This window comes from Lentzea albidocapillata subsp. violacea (genome assembly GCF_900100275.1).
Lineage (GTDB): Bacteria > Actinomycetota > Actinomycetes > Mycobacteriales > Pseudonocardiaceae > Lentzea > Lentzea violacea.
In genome coordinates this window covers 1-18116 of record NZ_FNET01000014.1, presented here as the reverse complement: position 1 = coordinate 18116, position 18116 = coordinate 1, and the positions used below count along the sequence as shown (strand labels likewise).

The following is an 18116-nucleotide window of genomic DNA, read 5'->3' as shown; positions in this document are numbered from 1 at the left end:
GCGAGAGGTGCCAAATGAAGAAGCAGGCGTACGCCATCGCCGCGATCACGGACTCGATCGCGGCGGCCGTGCGCGGCGCCAAGCCCGTGCGCCCCGTGACGAAGACCGCACTGATGCCCGCCCTGGCCGTGGCCAGCCCACCCCGCGACCCCGGCATGGCGGTAGGTCTCGCCGGCTCGTGGCTAGGCGACGTGGCGCTGCTCGGCGACTCGGACCGGGCGTTCCGCACGGGACTCTTCAGCTTCCTCGTCGCCCACGTCGGCTACACCGCGGCCCTCGCCCGCCGCTCCTCACCGGGCTCCCGCAAGGCGGTAATGCCCATCGTCGTGGCATCGGCCGCCGGAGCCGCCGTGTTCGCCCGCGCGGCAGGCCCGCTGGGCAAGCCGGTAGGCCTCTACGCCCTGACGCTCGGCACGATGGTCGCCGCCGCGTCGACGGCCCGCGGCGCCGGCGCGCGACGAGTTCTCGTTGGTGCGGCCCTGTTCGCGGTGTCGGACGCACTGCTCGGAGCGAGCCGCTTCGTACTCGGCGAACGCGCCGCACGAGTCGCCTCGGCAGGGGTCATGCCGACCTACGCGGCAGCCCAGTGGCTCCTCCACACGGGGTTCGAGAAGGCGAACGGGTGACCCGCGTGAAAACGCGTTGGAACCCCTGTGCTAACGTTCTTGACGTCGGAACGAGCAAGCCTCCGGCACACAAACAAGCGCCGCTAGCTCAGTTGGTTAGAGCAGCTGACTCTTAATCAGCGGGTCCGGGGTTCGAGTCCCTGGCGGCGTACTCCAGAGAAGCAGGTCGAGATTCGTCTCGACCTGCTTCTCTGCTTTTCCGTGCTAATCGTCATTCTCCGTTTCATCGCTGTGGATCATGGTTTGCGAGCCCGGGACGCGGATGATCTTCAATTGCCGAACGGTCCGGCATCACCCGGTATGAGGTGACCTTGCGCGGTACCAAACGGAACGTGCCGGTACTGACGACAGGACGAAGAGGCATCAGGCATCCGCATCCCGACCTCAGCATCCGACTCGGAATGTTGTCGGCGGCATCGGTCGATCTGCTGAGAACCACTTCCGGTGCGCAGCACGAAGAATCCTGCGCGGCGGCAGTCGCACAGGCGTGCGGCGGACTGCCTCTCGCAGCTCCACATCGCGGGCAGGTTGATCGCGAACCAGCCCCAGTGGGCGTGCGGCCCGTTGTTGAAACGCCTGCTGGCCCCCTCCACCGGCTCGACGCGCTGAGGATGGAGGGGCAGGTGGTGCGTGAATCGTTGCGCCGCCACCACGCCGTAATCGCGAACCGCTCGGACGACCTGGGCCGCCGCGCGGCGCGATTGTTCAACGCCATGAGCCACTTCGACGGCGACTCGATCGACGCCCGCTGGGCCGGGGCGGTACCGGTCGGGTCAGTACCGGATGCACGACCTGCTCAGGTTGTACGGAGCCGAGATCGACGCCGCGGAGGATCGGACACAAAGTAACTTCAGCGCGTCGCACGCTGGTAGACCAAGGCGGCGAGGCCTGCAAGCAGCCCGCCGAGGAACCAGTAAGGCTCGTAGCCGAAGTAGCTGAACTGTTCGGGCAACGACAGCGTGTGCCGAGTGCCCCGTGCCAGCACGATTCCCGCCGAGATGACGGTGGGCACCGAGTGGATCAGGCACAGCGCGGACATCGACCACGCGGCCGCGAGCAGCAGCCTGCGCGGGAAGCGGCCGCCCCACGGCCGTACGAGCGCGAGGCCGAGCAGTCCACCGCCCACACAGAGCGGCACCGCGACGATGTCGATGATCAGCAGAGCGGTGTTGTCCGGCACGGAGAACCCGTCGGGCAGACCGAACCCGCCGCCGAACGCCCAGTAGACATGGATGAGCGCGAAGGCGAAAGCCCACGCGGCCGCGGCGTAGCCGAACCAGGGGGCCCCGGCCCGGATGGCTGGTTCAGCCGGACTTCCCGACATCGCGATCCTCCTTCAGTAATCGTCCCGATCGTTGTGACGAGGCCGCGGGCCCGTTGTCTGACCAGGTGGAGATGACTGTCTTGCCTATCTGTCAAGGGAATGCGCGAGCGCTGCCCGCGCTCAGCAGGCCACCTCGACGGCGGCCATGAGGTGATCGTTGCGGATACGGATAAGCCGAGGCATGTACCGGTCGAGCGCTATGCGTTCGGCAATAGCGCCGAGCGGTCCAAGCGGTGCGGCGAAGTCGACGATGTCTCGCATGACGGTTCCGCCGTTCCCGTCTGGCTCGAAGTGGTGGACGTGGCGCCAGCGCTTGAACGGGCCTCGACCTGCTCGTCGACGAAGTGGCCAGGCGGATCATAGACGCTGATGACGGACGTCATCCGCCAGCGAAAGCCGAAGTGCCTGGCTTGCCAGGTGACGGTGTCGCCAAGCTTCATCCGGCCAGAGCAGACCCCACCGATCACCCGTTCGCCGGAGCCTGCCATCGAGACGGTGTGCGTCTCGATGGCAAGCGAGAGATCAAAGACGCGCCGCGGTGGTGCCGCGATGGCGGCGATGATTTCAAAGCGCGTCATACTTTCGACTCTACGGTCAAACAGAGTCCAGCAGCGTCGTCACATCTGCCAAAGCCGAGTTCGGCACGAAGTGTCTGCGGAGATCGGTCGCATGTGGACAGACCAGTGCTCAGCCATCCGCCTGCCGAGCACGGTAGAGATCATCCGCCTCCCCGACGACGATCGTGTCGAGCTTGTCTTGGCCGTGTTCGGCTGGGGCGATCTCCGCTCGCGTGCCACTAGCGATCAGAGAGATCGACTGCAGCATGCACGGCCCACCTCCGCCCAGTCGACCAGCAACACTGGACCGACCGCGACCTGCAACAGTTGGACCGAACAGCGAGCGTTCCCGGGCCTCGTCGAAGTCGACCCAGTACTGCCCAAGGCCCTCGCCATCTCAGCCGCACGACGGAAGGGTGGTGTCCGGCAGAGCCGGACACCACCTTGCGGTCAGGCCGTCTGGGAACCGAGAGGGCCTGGGTAGCGCTTGGCGAGCGATTTCAGTTGCTCGGCAAGTGATCCACCGGTTGTGCTGGCTCCTGTCTGTTGCCCGTCGGCCGGTACGTCGGGCCGTGGTGCGCCCGCGCAGGTAGAGGTCTTGGGCGGAAGGGTGCCGTGGATGAGGTAGTCGTCGATCTGCCGGGTGACGCAGTCGTTGCGGGCGTAGAGGCCGTGGCTGCCGTCATCGAGGACGGTGATCAGGTGGTTGCGGAGTTTGCGGGCCATCGCCCGTCCGCCCTCGTACTTCGTCGCTGGGTCGAACTCGGCCTGCACCACGAGGCCGGTCGGATAGCCGCTGCGCCTGAGGTTCACGGGTCGCTCGGGAGGAGTGAAGCTCCGGAAGGTGCACGCGGTGGGGGCGGCGGACATCGCTCCTTCGCCGAAGGGGTACTGCTCGCGGAAGGTCCGCATCTGCCGGAGGTACTCGTTGAGGTCGGCAGGCCAGTCCCGTTCACAGATCACCGCATCGAACACACCGTTTTCGGTGCGCGGCGCGTTGTCCGACATCAGGATCTTCATGGCGTTCGCGGTGTCCTGGGTGAGCGCGCCGCTCGTCAGCGCGTGTTGGAACTGGATGACGAGCCGGGCGAGGACGTCCCAGCGCGGCCTGTTCGGGGCTTCGTTGCCGACGATCGAGTCCAGCAGGTCACCGTCGACGTGAGTGATGTCCGGCGGGCCACCGACCCAGGGCACCGGAGTGCGCTCGAGCTGCTCACGCAGCTTCTCCACCGCCGCTCGCACCTCTTGCGCGGTCGTACCGAGTTGATAGGTCCCGTGGCGTTGCGCGACCCACGCCGTCCAGGCGTCGACGCTTTGCCTGATCGCGATCCCCTGTGTCCTGGCCGCCTCGTAGTAGGACCAGTCGGGGTGCATGGAGGAGTCCAGCACGCTGCGGTTGAGCTTGCCGGGGAACAGGCTTCCGTAGACGGCGCCGAGGTAGGTGCCGTAGGACAGGCCCAAATAATTGATCTTCCGCTCGCCCATCGCAGCGCGGACGAGGTCCATGTCCCGTGCGGTGTTCGCGGTGCTGATGTGCTGGCGCAGTTCACCACCGGCCTGCCGGCATCCCTCCTCCCGCTGCCGCGCTTCCTCGACGATCACGGCAAGTTGTGCGTCGGTGGGCCGGGTCGGCCTCGTGGGCTCCTGGTCCGAGACGGCGCAGTGCAACTCGTCCTTGCTGAACCTCGTTCCTCGGGGGTTGAACCCGATGATGTCGAAGCTCTCCGCCGCGGCGGACCTGCCTGCCAACATCTTGGGGAAGAACACACCACTGACGCCCGGACCGCCGGGATTGACCACCAGTGAGCCCTGCCGCTTCGCCGGGTCCTTGGCCTTGACCCTGGTCACCAGGATCTCAAGTGCGCGTCCGCCGGGGTCGCGGTAGTTCATGGGGACGAGGACTGTGCCGCAGTCCATCCCGGCCCACTGCTGTTTCCAGAAGTCGATGGGAACGCCGGGCGGCGCGGGCACGTCGCAGGGCGCCCACGTGATCTGCTGGCCGTAGAACCGGCTCAGCCCCGTGCTGGCCGGCTCACCCAACGCCGTCGCAGGTGCCATGCTGATCAGTGTCCCGCCGGCGACCGCGGCGCTGATCGCCCTGAGTGTTCGATATCGCTTCCACATTTTGACTCCCGTCACAAAACGGTCGTTTTGGAGACCAGCGAAAAGGTAACGACGCCGAAATACGCGCCAGATAAGGAGACCTCGATGGTCGAGGCAGATGACCGGAATCGACCTACACCGGCGTCGTGGGCAGCACTGTGTTGCGGTGCTGCCCACGGCGCCGGATCAGCCGGCTACCCGGTAGGCCCTGATCAGGGTGATCTCAGAGGTATTGCCGATGGCGTCGACGGTCCTCGCACGCAGTGATGCGAAGCCAGAACGGTCGTTCGTCACCATCGCGTTGGTCCCGGCCACAGGGACCTTCCGCCACGTCGCACCGTCGTCGAAGGAGGACTCGACCTCGATCTTCACCACGTGCGCGGTGCCTTTCTGCTGCTGCACCACGAGAGGCACTCGCAGCAGGCCGGTCCTGGCCGAGTCGCTTTCGGAGAGTTTCGGCTGGAAACGCACCACGGTCAACGGCAACTGCCTCGTTCCATCTACATAGGACGATCGGAACGTCCACGCGGCTTCGACCTTGGTGGTCAGCTCGGACACGTCGCGAGCAGCCGACGTCTCCAACCGGTACTCGCCGTCCTCGTCGGGCACGCTGAAGAGCCCGTTGGCCGGGTCCGGGCTCTCGCCGACCGTCTTTCCGTCGCGGGTGAGCACGGTCCTGGCGGAGGTGACGCGCGCGAAGCCGGTCGAACCGGCGATCCCGTCACCGAAGAGCGGAACGTTGATACCGATCTCCTTTCCCATCCGGACCAGTGCAGGCCCCCGCACCTCCTGATCCAGTCCCGGACCGTGGACCGCGGTGTTGAGACGTTGCCGGTAAGTGCGCCCCGCCTTCAGTGTTTTGGGTGCTGAGGCGGTGCTGATTTCGTTGTTCCCGTTCTCGTCCTGCTGGAAGAACCCGAACGACCAGCGCGGACCGTCAGCCAGCACGTGGTCGATCGCGGTGCCGCCGAGAGGTATCGGGGTGGCCACGGCTGTGCTTCGTCGGCCTTCCGGGCTGACCATGTCCGCGCTGAGCTGGTATTTGCGACCGGCGGGGCCGGGGGTGAAGACCGTCCGCATCTCAGCCAGTTCCTGTCGCTTCACCGCCCGGACGAACCCGGTGGGTGTCCTGCCCTTCTGGAACCACGCCAGCCGATATCCCACCGGCGTTGCCGGATTCTTGGCCCGGCCGGCGAAGTGGCTCTCGATGGATGAGCGGAACTCCGGGTCCGTCGGACCGGTGTGCCCGATGGAGACTCGGTCACCGAACCCGTCGGGAAAGCTGTGGATGTAAGGAAACCGCCAGTCACCGCGGGTGAAGGTGAAGCCGACCTCGCTGTGCCCCGGTGTCGCGCCGGGCTCCGGCGCCTTCACCGACACCGGCTTGGCCACGCGTGCGTCCAGCACGATCTCGAGCGGTCCAGCGACGATCAGCTTGGGATAGCTGAGCAGACTCTGCTTTCCTGCCGCCGGCTGGAAGGCCGAGGTCGCGAAGTACTCGCCCTTGGGCAGGCGTTGACGTGCTGTGCCGCTGTCGGCGCGTGGACGGTACGTGCGGCTCGGGTCGTTGTAGGGGGTGACCAGGGTGTCGTGTTTCGCCGTAGGCGCACCGGTGTCGTCGATGTGTTTGAAGGTGACCTCGTAGCTCTCGACCTCACGAGTGACGCTGATCGACGTGCGCATCGCGCCCGCGAGCACGGCGCCGATGTAGGTGCCATCGGGTGCCTCGACGGTCGTGTCCGCCGTGACTGTCGCCTTTGCTTCACTGCCGGCGGGTACGACCAGCTTGGCGGGGCTGACGGTGAACATGCCCGCCGGGGCGTTCCTCACGTCCACGGACATGTCGAGCGTGACGGGCTCCGGACCGCTGTTTCGGTAGGTGAGCTCGCGAACGATCTTGGGATCGTCCTGGTGCGGCCACTCCTGCACGCCGAGGTCGAGGGATGCCGGCTCGACCACGAGCCTTTGATCCAGCGCCCTGGCGACGTCGACGCGGCCGGCGCCCTGATCCCATGGGGTAGCTCCTGCGGTCGGCTTGGCCGAGGCCATCAACGTGGCCTTGAGCTGCGCCCGTTTCCACAATGGATGTTGCTGTTTGAGCAACGCGGCCGCACCGGCCACGTGGGGAGTGGCCATCGACGTACCGGTCATCGCCACGTGGTCCTCGCTGCCGAGCGAACCCGCGTGTTTCGACCTCGCGGCGACGATGTCGACGCCAGGGGCCGTGATGTCCGGCTTGATCGAGCCGTCACCGCTCGTGGGGCCGCGGCTGGAGAACGGGGCGATGCCGTCCGCACGGTCCACCGCCCCCACTGTCAGCGCCATCTCCGCCGAACCCGGTGAGTCGATCGTGCGCGGCTCATCACCTGAGTTGCCCGCGGCGACGACGAACAGCACCCCCTTCTCCTGGGACAACCGGTTGACGGTCTCCTCCATCGGGTCGATCCCCGGCTGGTCCTCGCCTCCGAGGCTCATGTTGACGATGTCCGCGCCTTGCTCGACTGCCCAGTGAACGCCCGCGAGGATGGCCGACTCGGGACAGCCGGCGTCCGAGCAGACCTTGCCGTCCAGCAGGTGCGCGTCCGGCGCGACTCCTTTGTACTTGGCTCCGTTGCCCGCGATCGTCGCGGCGACATGGGTGCCGTGGCCGACGGTGTCGTTGGTGTCCGGCGCCTCGGTGAAGTTCTTCTCCGCGATCTCCCTGCCGACGAGGTCCGGGTGCGACTGGTCCACGCCGGTGTCGAGCACGGCGACTTTCACGCCTTTGCCGGTCACCCCTGCCTGCCAGGCTGCCGGTGCCCCGATCTGGCCGGTGCTGTGATCGAGGGAAGGCTTGCGCACACCATCCAGCCAGACCCGCTCGACGGCACCGCTTTTGATGGTTTCCCAGTCGTTTCCGGTCTTCTTCGCTCGCACGGTGGCGAAGCCGAGCACGTTGCTCGTGGAACGCAGCACCGAGTTCGTCTGCTTGACGATCAGTGGCGTGGTGTCGCGTTTGGCGTCGTCGTAGCCGAATGCGGCGAGGGTGGTGACGTCGAACAGCCGCCTGTCCAGCTTTCCGTCGCGCAGCAACGGTGCCGCGTCCTGCGGCACGACGTAGGTGTGTCCGTTCTCCTTGTATGTGTGGACGGCAAACCGCTTGCGTCCCTCGGCCGGTACGAAACGGACCACGTCGTCCCCGTTGACCAGCACGCGATCACCTGTGATCAAGGTGATCGATCCCGGCGATCCTGGGCTCGGCCGCGGGGCAGGGCTTGCCTGAGCGGTGGGGGTCACCACCGCGACAAGCGCCACCGGCACGAGTGCCAGTGCAGTTCTCTTCACAAGAAACCTCCTGTCGAGGCAATCGATTGTCGACACGAAATCGACGGACATGAACTATGTGGACTTCCGCGCGGGAATCGCCGCCGCCGATGCGGACAGTCAGATCGGTGAAACATCCGGCGGCCCAGCGCGGTGCGGTCAGGCTGCCGCGAGGGCGACGGTCGGCGACAGCTTGGCCGCACGGCCGGCGGGGAACCATCCCGCCAACGTGCCGATGAGCACCGAGGCCCCGACGCCACCGGCGATCGCCTCCAGTGGAAGCGCGACCGGCCAGTCGTTGCTCATCGCGTAACCGGTGCTGACGGCCAGTCCGAGCAGGACCCCGAACACCCCGCCGAGTCCGGACAGCAGCACCGCCTCGGTGAGGAACTGCGCCCTGACCTGACCGCGTCCCGCCCCGAGCGAGCGCCGCAGACCGATCTCGGAACGCCGTTCCAGCACGGAGATCACCATCGTGTTCGCCACCCCGACCCCGCCGACGAGCAGGGCGACCGCGCCCAGTCCGAGGAACAGGGTGGTGAAGGTGGCCTTGGCCTGGATCTGCGCCGCCAGCGCGTCGGAGGGCCGCGTGACGCTGACCTCTTCCGGATTTTTCGGGTTCACCGTCGCAGGCAGCACGTCACGCACCTGGGCCACAGTGGACTCCAGCGATCGCTCGTACACAGTGGTCGGGTGACCGTCGAAGCCCAGGTAGGTCTTCGCTGCCTCCCAGCCGACCATGGCCGAGCGGTCCAGCTCTTCGGCCAGCGGCATCGGTTCCAGGATGCCGATCACGGTGAACCACTTGCCGCCCAGGAAGACCTGCTCGCCCGGCTGGGTGACCGCCAGCCGCTGGGCAGCCAGGTGGCCCATCACCACGGTCGGGTATTTGGACGTTGCCGCGTTGAGCCAGGCACCGGATCTGACCTTGCCTGCCAGGGTTTTCAGGAGCTCGAGCTCGACTGCCTCGACACTGAGTCCGCCGGTGTCCAGTGAGTCGGCTTTGTCGCTGCGCAGCACCGCCCTGCCCTTGACAGTGGCCACCGAGGCGGCCTCCTGCACCGACTTGATGCGACGCACCATGGCCGAGGCGTCCTCCGGTAGCTGCGCCGGTTTGCCCAACAGGGTCTGCCCAGGACCGACCTTCAGCAGGTTGGTGCCGAGCGACTCCAGCTTGGCCTGCAACTCGGCCTGGCTGGAGGCGGAGATGCCCAGCACGGCCACCATGGCCGCGACCCCGATAGCGATGCCCACGGCGGACAGGATCGCCCGCGCCGGTCGGCCGAACACCCCGGTGAGCCCGGCCCGCACCAGGTCCAGCCCGCTGATCCGGGCCGAGCGCGGCAGCTTCGGCAGACCGTCCGGAGGGGCGGATATCAGCTCGGTCATGCTGTCCACCGTCCACAGTGAACCCGAATGTGATCGTTCTGGACCGCGAGCGCCGCCAGGCTCGCCCGCCACACGTCGCCGGTCGACTCGGACATCATGCTTTCACCAGTCCGCTGTCGTGCCGGACCGCACCGTCGAGCAGTTCCACCCGACGGGGCAGGGAGCGTGCGATCTCCATGTCGTGCGTGATCACGGCGATCGTGGTGCCGTCTTCGTGCAACTCGTGCAGCAGCTCCAGCACCCCACGTCCGGAAGCCGAGTCCAGGGCCCCGGTCGGCTCATCGGCCAGCACGATGGCCGGTCGCCCGACCAGGGCCCTGGCGATGGCCACCCGCTGCCGCTCCCCACCGGAGAGCTCGGCAGGCTTGTGGCTCACCCGGTGCCCGAGCCCCACTCGTTCCAGCGCGCGCACAGCTCGCTGGTGCCGATCCTCCCTGTGCACACCGTGGTACAGCAGGCCGGTGGCCACGTTCTGTGCCGCGGACAGGTACGGGGTCAGGAAGAACTGCTGGAACACGAACCCGATCCAGTGCGCCCGCACTGCGGACATCTGCCTGTCCGACAGCGACCGGACATCGTGGCCCAGCAGCCGGACGGTGCCCGACGACGGGTGGTCCAGGGTGCCCATGAGCTGGAGCATGGTGGACTTTCCCGAGCCGGACGGGCCGACCACGGCGAGGAGTTCGCCGGAATCGATCCGCAGGCTGGCACCACGCAGGGCGTGCACGCCACCCGCATACTCCTTGGACACATCGGTGAGCTCGATAACCGGAGTCATAGCCCGGCCACCTTCACCGTGGCGCCCTCGTCGAGACCAGAGCCGCTCACCTCGACCTTGCCCTTGGCGAACATGCCAAGCTCGACCGCGACCAGCTTGCCGGTGCCGTCCGGCTGCACGATCTCCACCGCGTAGCCGCCCTCGGCGAGCGCGAGCAGTGCGCCGACCGGCACGGTGAGCACGTTCTCCTTGCGGCGGCTGATGAACAACACGTCCACCGGCGCGCCGTCCAGCTTGCCCGCAGCCGCCACGTCGTCCAGCTCGACCTCGACCTTGATCACGGCCCCGGCGTTCGCGTCCTTGTCGCTCTCGGGCTTGTCCGCAACGGTGCCGACCTTGGTGATCTTGCCGGTGGTGGTGGTCTTGCCTCCAGGCAGGCGCACTTCGACCTGGGCCCCCTCCTGGACCAGCGTCTGCCTGGCCACCGGTACCTCGACCGTGACCAGTCGTTTGGTGCCGGTGCCGGAGAGCACCTTGCCCTGAGCGGGCGAGCCCAGCGGGACATCCACTGACGACACTCTGAAGGTGTCCGGCTGGACCACGACCGAGGAGGGGTCGACCCAGCCGGTCTGCTCCACGCCGAGCTTCTTCTGCCACTTCTTCACCGCGGCCACGGTCCTGGTGTCGAACTTCTCGTCCACTGTGAACCCGGCATAGCCCAGCGCGTTCAGGTTCTGCTCCAGAATCAGGACGTCGGAGCCCTTCTCCATCCCTGACTCCAGCTTGCGCCAGAACGGCTTGTCCCCGAACAGAAGCGGCACCGGCTTGTCGTTGACCCGGTAGACCGCGTCGCCGCGGCCGAGTGGGTCACCGACCTTCGGAAGCCAGGTGATCACACCACCGCCACCGGCCGCCGTGACGTCATACTTTCCGGCGTAGCCGAGCTTGCCGTCGAGCTCCTCCTGCTCCACCAACGTGGAGCGGTCGATCGGCGCGGTCTTGCCTGCCGGTTGCTGGTTTCCCTTCTCTGTCTTGGCGCCACTGCCTTGGCCCAGCACCAACACTCCGGTCACCCCGACGGCAACCACGATGGAGGCGGTCAGGACCACGTACGGCCATCGTCGTTTGCGTGGGCGTTGATGGCTCTGCTCGTGCGGTTCGGTCATTTCCCCGGCGCTCCGAGCGTGGACTCACCCGCACCGCATTCCTTCAACGCCTTCTCGATCTTGGCCGGATCTCCGTCGATGATTCCGGCCGAGCCTCCCTCCGCGCCCTTGAAGTCGATGCCCTTCTCACGCAGACACTTCTCCAACTTGGCCCGCTTGTCCTTCTCCGCGGGGTCATCCGGGTTGTAGGAGCTCTTGGGCAGATACTTCCGGCACACGCCGGCAGCCTTCTCCGTCTTCTCCTGGTCAGCACCACCTTCCGGCTGTGCGGCGATCGCGCCGTTGTCGCTGGGGTCGGGCATGTCCACGCCGTTCTCACGCATGCATTTGGCGTACTTGAGCAGCGCCTCCTTGGGGTCCTTCGGCACGTCGTCGTTGCCGGCCTGCTGCTGGCCGGACTTGTTGTCTCCGCCAAGACTTGCGGGGCCATCGTTCTTGCCCTGCCCGCCGCACGCGGTGAGTGCCAATACGGTCAGAATCGCGCTGAAGCCGAGTCCTGCTCGGGTGAGAGTTCGCATGCCGAGAGGTCTACACATCAGGGTGTTTCCGGAGCCGTTCCAAGCGCGGAAACCTTTCCGAAACACCCGCGCGCATATGCTCCGCTCCATGCGAGTTCTGGTAGCGGAGGATGAGGTCGCACTCGCCGAACTGGTGGCCTCCGGGCTACGGGCAGAGGCGATGGCAGTGGACGTGGTGCACGACGGAATCTCCGCGCAGGAGCGGCTCTCCGTGAACGACTATGACGTGGTCGTGCTCGACCGCGACCTGCCCGGCAAGCACGGCGATGACGTGTGCGCTGCCCTGGCAGGCCAGGGCAGCCGGACCAAGGTGCTGATGCTCACCGCCGCCGGATCCCTGGAGGACAAAGTGGACGGTCTCCAGCTCGGTGCCGACGACTACCTCACCAAGCCGTTCGAGTACCCGGAACTGCTGGCCAGGGTGCACGCATTGGGGCGGCGCAGCCAGCCCGCGCTGCCGCCGGTGCTCAGCCGCAACGGCGTCCGCCTCGATATTGCCAACCGCCTGGTCAGCCGCGACGGGCGCCGGATCGAACTGTCCCCCAAGGAGTTCGCGGTGCTGTCGGTGCTGCTACGCGCCCAGGGCGCCGTGGTCAGCTCGGAACAACTGCTGGAGATGGCCTGGGACGAGAACGCCGAACCGTTCACCAACGCGGTACGGGTGGCGATGTCCAAGCTGCGGGCCAAGCTCGGCGAGCCGCCAGTGATCCAGACGGTGCCCGGTGCCGGCTACCGCCTCTGACCGCAAGCGGCCAGGCTTCACCGTCCGGCTCAAGCTGACCGCCCTGTACGGCGCGTTGTTCCTGGTCAGCGGTGCGGTGCTGCTCACCATGATCTACCTACTGGTGCAGAACCAGCTGGGGCAGCGTCTGGTGGCGAGCACGAATGCCGTCCTCATACCCGGCACGGCCGTGCCCCCTTCGCACGTGCCGCTGAGTGATACCGACGCGACCGCGGCCATCATCGCCGAGTCAGCGGAAGCCGTCACGCTGGAGACGCTCTTGGTCGTCTCCCTGTTGTCACTGGTCGGGGTGGCCGCGGTGTCAGTGGCCGCGGGATGGTGGCTCTCCGGCCGGGTGCTGCAGCCGCTGCACACCATCACCGCCACCGCGCAGCGGCTGTCCTCGACCAACCTGCACGAGCGGCTGGCGCTCAAGGGACCGCAGGACGAGTTGACCGAACTGGCCGAGACCTTCGACCAGATGCTCGACCGGCTGCAATCGGCCTTCGACAGCCAGCGCCGGTTCGTGGCCAACGCCTCCCACGAGCTGCGTACCCCGCTGGCGTTCCAGCGGGCCGCGATACAGATCGGCCTGGCCGGCAACCCCAGCCCCGAGAAAGCGGCCGAGATCCGGGAACAGCTCCTCACCGCCAACCGCCGGATCGAACGGCTCATCGACGGGCTACTGGTGCTTGCCCGCAGCGACCGCGGCCTGGACAAACGTACGAAGGTCGAGCTGCACACCGTGACCGCGGACGTGGTCGCGCATTATCACGCCGAGGCGCAGCATCGCCGGGTGACGGTGCAGGTCAGCCTGGCTCACACTGAGGTACTGGGCGAGAAGGTGCTGCTCACTCAACTGGTGACAAACCTGGTCAGTAACGCGATCCGGCACAACCTGCCCGAGGGCGGCACGGTCTGGATACGCACCGACCCGACCCACGGGCTCTCGGTGGCCAACACCGGCACACTGGTGGCACATGAACAGGTGCCGCAGCTGTTCGAGCCGTTCCGCCGCGGCGAAGGCCGCACCGACAAAGGCGAAGGCGCAGGGCTCGGTCTATCCATTGTGGACTCGATCACTCGGGCGCATGACGGCTCGGTACACGCCGTGCCGCGGCCAGGTGGGGGCCTCAGCGTGCGTGTCGAGCTGCCCGACTGCTGACAACAGGCCTACGTCCGGCCACAATCTCATACCTGCCGTTTCAGCTCCGGCAGGAACGATCCCCCACGACCAGAGAAGCAGGTCGAGATTCGTCTCGGCCTGCTTCTCTGCATTTCGGTAGTCATCTTCATTCCGTAGTCCCAGGGGTGAGAGACATAGCCTCGGCACACAGCCGTTCGTGCAGCTCCCTATATGTCTTCTGGATTGTCACCTGCGGGCCGATCACTTCGGTGCGGCGTAGCTGATCCGGAACCGGCGTTGCTCATCCTCGCGGGTGGGGCGCCGCTTGAGGAAACTCAATGCCGGAGCCGATGGCCGATCCGCTGATCTCTGCGAGTTCCGCGTGCTGTTCACGAGGACTCTGGCCAGACCTGTAGTCGCCACGCTTCCGTTTGGGTGTCGTCCTCGTCGAGTGACTCTCCGAGTCGAACGGCACGTACGACGTAGGAGCCAGGATGCGGCAAGGCCACGGTGACGTCACTCGGCGCGCCGGTAACGCTCGCCAGCATCACGCGGCCTGAGTCGGAAACGAAGGAACCTTCGAACTGCGGGAGGCCGAGCGCTGCCTCTGCCGGCTGCGCAGACCAGAGTTCGAGTTCGACGTGTGCTCTGATCGAGCGGCCCGAAGTGTGGAAGACGGCACCGCCATGCCCGCTGTAGCCGACCCAATCGGCTTGGCGCGGCGCCTCGAGATTGGTTACCCGTGCGTCACTGAAGTGATCGAACAGCAGAAACTGTGAGAACTCGACCAGCAAGCGTGCCTGCGCTGTCGTGATGATGCTCGCATTCATCTCGAACCACCTCTCGCTGATCAGCCGTGGTGCGGCCCCGGCAACAGCCGCCAGCCGCACCACGACACGCTATCAGTCGCGAATCAGCACATAAAAAGGGTCTTCCTCGCCGATGTGGTCGTCGGCATAGAACTGACCGAGAAGGTTGCCCGCATTCTGGTTGTGGGTTGAGAGCAGCGGCCGGACGGCATAGCTCCGATCGCTGTTGTCATTGATCGTGAACTGTACACCCTGATAGGTCGTCCGGAAGGGGTACTCGTCGCAGTCGTTCTTCGCTGTCGGGTCGTTGGGGTCGTTGCGATCGGTGTAGTTCGTCCAGAACCTCTTGCATGCCTCGATCGCAGCTTTTCCGTTGTTCTCGCGCCCGACCTCGTCATAGTACAAACGATTGAGCGGATGGGCCGTGCCGTACTTTCCGGGGATCCAGGCGTTAGGCTTGTCCAGGAACCCAGGCTTCGTCTTGGACACGTCAGTGATGGCGTCGCGAATCAGCTGCGCCGATTCCGTCACACGTTGGTCCGAAACCGAAAGCTGGAAAATTCCTGCCTGCTCATGGAAGATGCAGTCACTGCCTCTCAGGTAGCTGGGGCCCGACAGGAGTACGCCCCTGGTCGCATCGCTGATGCAGATCCGGAAGGCGCCAGAACGAGGTCACCCCAGGGCTGTCGGGCATATAGAAAATATGGCGCGATCTCGTAGATCTGACGCTGCTCGATCCCGTTTGGCGAGGGATCCTCCGGTATGACATCGCCGTTCGTCGGGAACTGAACAGTCTCAGTGCGCTCGGGAACACGTTGCCAGTCCGCAGGCGCTCCGACCTCGACGAGGACCGGGAGGGTGGTCGAGTCGCTGGCAGGCATGGGAATCTCACTTTCGATCAGGCTGGTAGGTGGTGGCGTAGCCAGGCGGACTCGGTTACTGCAGCGCGCGGCTGCTGATCGCCTCCGTGATGGCGTACGCGGTCTCGACGAAGGACTCCGCCTGCTGCTCCGACAGATTCCGGGCGGACGTCTCCTCCAAGGCCTGCCACAGGGTCGCGATGGGCTCGCGCATCGCCCGGCCCTTGTCGGTGAGGTGGACCACCACGACGCGCCGGTCATGTGCGGCAGGCTCGCGGATGACCAGACCGGCGTCCTGCATGCGGCGTAGCGCCTTGGAGATGGTGGAGTGGTCCACGCCGAGGCATTCGAGCAGCTCGGACTGGGACTGGCCGTTCCGGTCGAAAAGGTGCATCAGCAGCAGTTCCTGCCCAGGATGCAGGTCCATCTCGCGCAGCAGGGTGGCGGCGTAGGCGCGGTGGGCGCGGGCGAGTTGGAAGATCGCGTAGCTCATCGGCCCTGCGCCGGCCGTCGTGGGGATGGAGGTGGGCATGGTTCGGTCTTTCAGCTCGCGTGGACGGGGTTGTGGCCACCAAAGCGTGGCTGGCCACATAACTAGCGTACAGCAATTCTGTGGCTAGCCAAGTATTCACCCGCGGACACGACGGACACGTGGTCGACTGCTACCGCGAACAGCGCTGCCACAGCCGGTCCGAGTTTGTGGAGCTGACGGCGGGGAATCCCTTCAAAGGCGTCCAGGTGACTCCGGAGGTACAGCCGTCGTGATGACCGGCCGCGGGGATCCGTCCCCGGCGCGCTGGTCGTCAGTGCGGTATTGGGCTGGCGCTTTCTCGTCGTGGTGGCCTACGCCCGGACCGGACGAACCCGGCCTGGACACCGAAGCCGACAAGCCGAGAACCGGAGCACGTAGATGACCTCGACCCAAGACGCGTCACCCACTACAGCCGAACGTCCTCGGGGCAGCGACTTCGCCCGTCTGACCAAGGAACTCAAGGCAGCCGGCCTGCTGGACCGCCGCCGCGGCTACTACGCGCTGCGCATGGCGATCAACGGCGTGGTGCTCGGAGCGATCGCCGTGACGTTCGTTCTGCTGGGCGACTCCTGGTGGCAGATGCTCCTCGCCGTGGCCATGGCCGTGGCGTCGACGCAGCTCGCGTTCATCGGGCACGACGCGGGACACCGGCAGATCTTCCGCAGACGCCGCAACAACGACTTGGTCGGGCACCTGCACGGCAGCCTCACCGGCATCAGCTACCAGTGGTGGGTGGCCAAGCACAACCGTCACCACGCCAACCCCAACCACGAGGGCCAGGACCCGGACATCGAGATCCACGCCCTCGCCTTCAGCCGCGCGCAGGCACACGGCAAACGCGGCGTGTACGGCTGGATCACCAAGCACCAGGCGTTCCTCTTCTTCCCGTTGCTGCTGGCCGAGGCCGCCGTGCTGCGGCTCTCCGGCCTGGTCGCCCTGTGCCGTAAGGAACTGCGCAACCCGTGGCGTGAGGCCGCGCTCCAGATCGTGCCGCTGGCCGCCTATCTGGTAGCTGTGTTCCTGGTGCTCTCACCGCTGAAGGCCGTCGTGTTCATCGCCGTGCACCAGGGTCTGATGGGCGTCTACCTGGGTTGTTCGTTCGCACCGAACCACAAGGGAATGCCGATCATCGCCGAGGGACAGCGCCTCGACCACCTTCACAAGCAGGTGCTGACCTCCCGCAACGTCACCGGGGGCCGCTGGGTCGACGCCCTGCTCGGCGGGCTGAACCACCAGATCGAGCACCACCTCTACCCGCACATGCCCCGCCCCAACCTGCGGCACGCACAGCCCGTCGTCGAGAACTTCTGCGCCCGGCGAGGCATCCCGTACAGCAAGACCACCATGGTCCGCTCCTACGCCCAGGTGCTGCGCCACCTGCACGACGCGGGAGCACCTCTGCGCGGCACGGCCCGGTGACCCGGCCGTCCACTGAAGTCCAGCACCATCGCCTTGGCGAAGACGGCGCGGCACTTCTCCGGCATGGACAAGGTCCACATCGGACTCGGTGTTCCATCGGACGGCAACCTGCGGGCACGGGCCAGCCGCCGGGCCCTGAGAAGTTCAGGGCCCGGCGGCGATCGTCAGGTTCGCTACTTGCCGAGTCGCTGTGCGAGCAGTTCCTTGCCCTGCTCGGCGCCCTTGCGGCTTTCACCCTGCGCGCGGCGGAAGAACTCCGCCAGGTCCGAGTCGCCCGCGCGCTCCGCGTCCTGGACGTAGGTCTCCAGCCGCAGCGCGTTGCTCAGGCAGGCTTCCACGAACCAGATGATGTTGTAGTCCTTGTCCTGCGTACCCGTCACCGTCTGGGCGTCGGCGTTGATCGACACGGTTCCTCCTCGTCCGGCATCGCGTTCTCCTCCACTCGACTACCCCACCGGCCGAGGAAGACACATCGCCGGAAAGCGAAGGGCGGGACCGGCAGATGCCGGCCCCGCCCTTGTGATCACCTGGTGGTCACGCCTTCATGGAGTGCTTCCCGTGGGTCCAGGACGTGGCGTGGCCGCCATCGCCCGCGGGACCGGAGTGGCCACCGACCGTCTTGCTGTGGTTGGACGCGTCGCCGGTCGGACCAGTGGCGCCGGTGTCACCGGAGTCGCCCGAGGTGACCTCGGTCCAGGACTTGGTGCCGTGGTTCTTCCAGTCGTGCTTCCAGCCGTGGTAGTTGTCGCCGCCGCGGTGGCCGGACCACTTCTGGTGCTTGTTCTCGGTCTTCACCACTGCCTTGTTGCCGCCGGTGTCGCCCGAGTTCCCGGAGTTGCCCGAGTTGCCGGTCGTGGCCTTGTTCGAGCTGGTGGCGTCGCCGCCGTCGCCCGAGTTGCCGCCGTCACCCGCGGTCGCATCGGCGTTCTTCGCACGACCCGCCGC

18 protein-coding genes, 1 tRNA gene and 1 pseudogene are annotated in these 18116 nt (G+C 66.5%); 5 read left to right on the top strand and 15 right to left on the bottom strand.

The window, feature by feature from the left end; all coding sequences use genetic code 11:
- Positions 1-14: 14 nt before the first annotated feature.
- On the top strand, positions 15-626 hold the full coding sequence (locus BLR21_RS27525) for a lysoplasmalogenase (protein ID WP_256334971.1): 612 nt from the start codon (positions 15-17) through the stop codon (positions 624-626).
- A gap of 77 nt (positions 627-703) precedes the next feature.
- A tRNA-Lys gene (locus BLR21_RS27520) sits at positions 704-777 on the top strand.
- Between the two features lie 118 nt (positions 778-895).
- Here BLR21_RS27520 and BLR21_RS41845 read toward each other — a convergent pair.
- From BLR21_RS41845 to BLR21_RS27480, 10 genes are all read right to left on the bottom strand, one after another.
- Positions 896-1348, bottom strand: a complete 453-nt coding sequence (locus BLR21_RS41845) for a hypothetical protein (protein ID WP_143027891.1) — start codon at positions 1346-1348, stop codon at positions 896-898.
- Positions 1349-1476: 128 nt separating this feature from the next.
- On the bottom strand, positions 1477-1950 hold the full coding sequence (locus tag BLR21_RS27515; RefSeq protein ID WP_090010076.1) for a DUF3995 domain-containing protein: 474 nt from the start codon (positions 1948-1950) through the stop codon (positions 1477-1479).
- Between the two features lie 197 nt (positions 1951-2147).
- A complete protein-coding gene (locus tag BLR21_RS27510; protein ID WP_218130971.1) occupies positions 2148-2528 on the bottom strand; it encodes an SRPBCC family protein in 381 nt (126 codons plus the stop codon).
- Between the two features lie 109 nt (positions 2529-2637).
- Positions 2638-2775: a hypothetical protein gene (locus tag BLR21_RS42760; protein ID WP_176929814.1), complete on the bottom strand. Its 138-nt coding sequence runs from the start codon at positions 2773-2775 to the stop codon at positions 2638-2640.
- Between the two features lie 182 nt (positions 2776-2957).
- Positions 2958-4565 carry an alpha/beta hydrolase gene (locus BLR21_RS27505; protein ID WP_176929813.1) on the bottom strand — a complete coding sequence of 536 codons (1608 nt, stop codon included), beginning with the start codon at positions 4563-4565 and terminating at the stop codon, positions 2958-2960.
- Between the two features lie 231 nt (positions 4566-4796).
- A complete protein-coding gene (locus BLR21_RS27500) occupies positions 4797-7802 on the bottom strand; it encodes a S8 family serine peptidase (protein ID WP_176929812.1) in 3006 nt (1001 codons plus the stop codon).
- Between the two features lie 270 nt (positions 7803-8072).
- Positions 8073-9302 (bottom strand): ABC transporter permease, encoded by a 1230-nt coding sequence (locus BLR21_RS27495; RefSeq protein WP_090010535.1) that lies wholly within the window; start codon positions 9300-9302, stop codon positions 8073-8075.
- Positions 9303-9396: 94 nt separating this feature from the next.
- Positions 9397-10080 carry an ABC transporter ATP-binding protein gene (locus BLR21_RS27490; protein ID WP_090010067.1) on the bottom strand — a complete coding sequence of 228 codons (684 nt, stop codon included), beginning with the start codon at positions 10078-10080 and terminating at the stop codon, positions 9397-9399.
- Entirely contained in the window at positions 10077-11186 is a 1110-nt protein-coding gene (locus BLR21_RS27485; RefSeq protein ID WP_090010065.1) for a peptidoglycan-binding protein, read from the bottom strand. The genes BLR21_RS27490 and BLR21_RS27485 overlap by 4 nt, the downstream gene beginning before the upstream one ends.
- A complete protein-coding gene (locus BLR21_RS27480) occupies positions 11183-11704 on the bottom strand; it encodes a hypothetical protein (protein WP_143027890.1) in 522 nt (173 codons plus the stop codon). The genes BLR21_RS27485 and BLR21_RS27480 overlap by 4 nt, the downstream gene beginning before the upstream one ends.
- A gap of 88 nt (positions 11705-11792) precedes the next feature.
- Here BLR21_RS27480 and BLR21_RS27475 point away from each other — a divergent pair, with 88 nt between their 5' ends.
- Together BLR21_RS27475 and BLR21_RS27470 are read left to right on the top strand one after the other, a co-directional pair.
- Positions 11793-12446 carry a response regulator transcription factor gene (locus tag BLR21_RS27475; RefSeq protein WP_090010531.1) on the top strand — a complete coding sequence of 218 codons (654 nt, stop codon included), beginning with the start codon at positions 11793-11795 and terminating at the stop codon, positions 12444-12446.
- Positions 12427-13590: a sensor histidine kinase gene (locus BLR21_RS27470; RefSeq protein ID WP_256334970.1), complete on the top strand. Its 1164-nt coding sequence runs from the start codon at positions 12427-12429 to the stop codon at positions 13588-13590. The genes BLR21_RS27475 and BLR21_RS27470 overlap by 20 nt, the downstream gene beginning before the upstream one ends.
- Positions 13591-13940: 350 nt before the next feature.
- On the opposite strand, the gene BLR21_RS27465 is transcribed toward BLR21_RS27470, so the two are convergent.
- The 3 genes from BLR21_RS27465 to BLR21_RS27455 all read right to left on the bottom strand — a co-directional run bounded on the left by BLR21_RS27465 (position 13941) and on the right by BLR21_RS27455 (position 15752).
- The gene (locus BLR21_RS27465; RefSeq protein ID WP_143027889.1) at positions 13941-14441 is read right to left on the bottom strand and encodes a hypothetical protein; all 501 of its coding nucleotides are present in this window, start codon (positions 14439-14441) and stop codon (positions 13941-13943) included.
- Between the two features lie 12 nt (positions 14442-14453).
- Positions 14454-14891 (bottom strand): NucA/NucB deoxyribonuclease domain-containing protein, encoded by a 438-nt coding sequence (locus BLR21_RS27460; RefSeq protein ID WP_176929811.1) that lies wholly within the window; start codon positions 14889-14891, stop codon positions 14454-14456.
- 405 nt (positions 14892-15296) lie between these two features.
- Positions 15297-15752, bottom strand: a complete 456-nt coding sequence (locus BLR21_RS27455; protein ID WP_090010052.1) for a MarR family winged helix-turn-helix transcriptional regulator — start codon at positions 15750-15752, stop codon at positions 15297-15299.
- Between the two features lie 378 nt (positions 15753-16130).
- Here BLR21_RS27455 and BLR21_RS27450 point away from each other — a divergent pair, with 378 nt between their 5' ends.
- Positions 16131-17171: a fatty acid desaturase family protein gene (locus BLR21_RS27450; protein WP_090010049.1), complete on the top strand. Its 1041-nt coding sequence runs from the start codon at positions 16131-16133 to the stop codon at positions 17169-17171.
- Between the two features lie 173 nt (positions 17172-17344).
- On the opposite strand, the gene BLR21_RS27445 is transcribed toward BLR21_RS27450, so the two are convergent.
- The gene (locus tag BLR21_RS27445) at positions 17345-17578 is read right to left on the bottom strand and encodes a hypothetical protein (RefSeq protein WP_090010046.1); all 234 of its coding nucleotides are present in this window, start codon (positions 17576-17578) and stop codon (positions 17345-17347) included.
- A gap of 127 nt (positions 17579-17705) precedes the next feature.
- Positions 17706-18116: pseudogene (locus tag BLR21_RS42755) on the bottom strand (hypothetical protein); the annotation flags it as partial.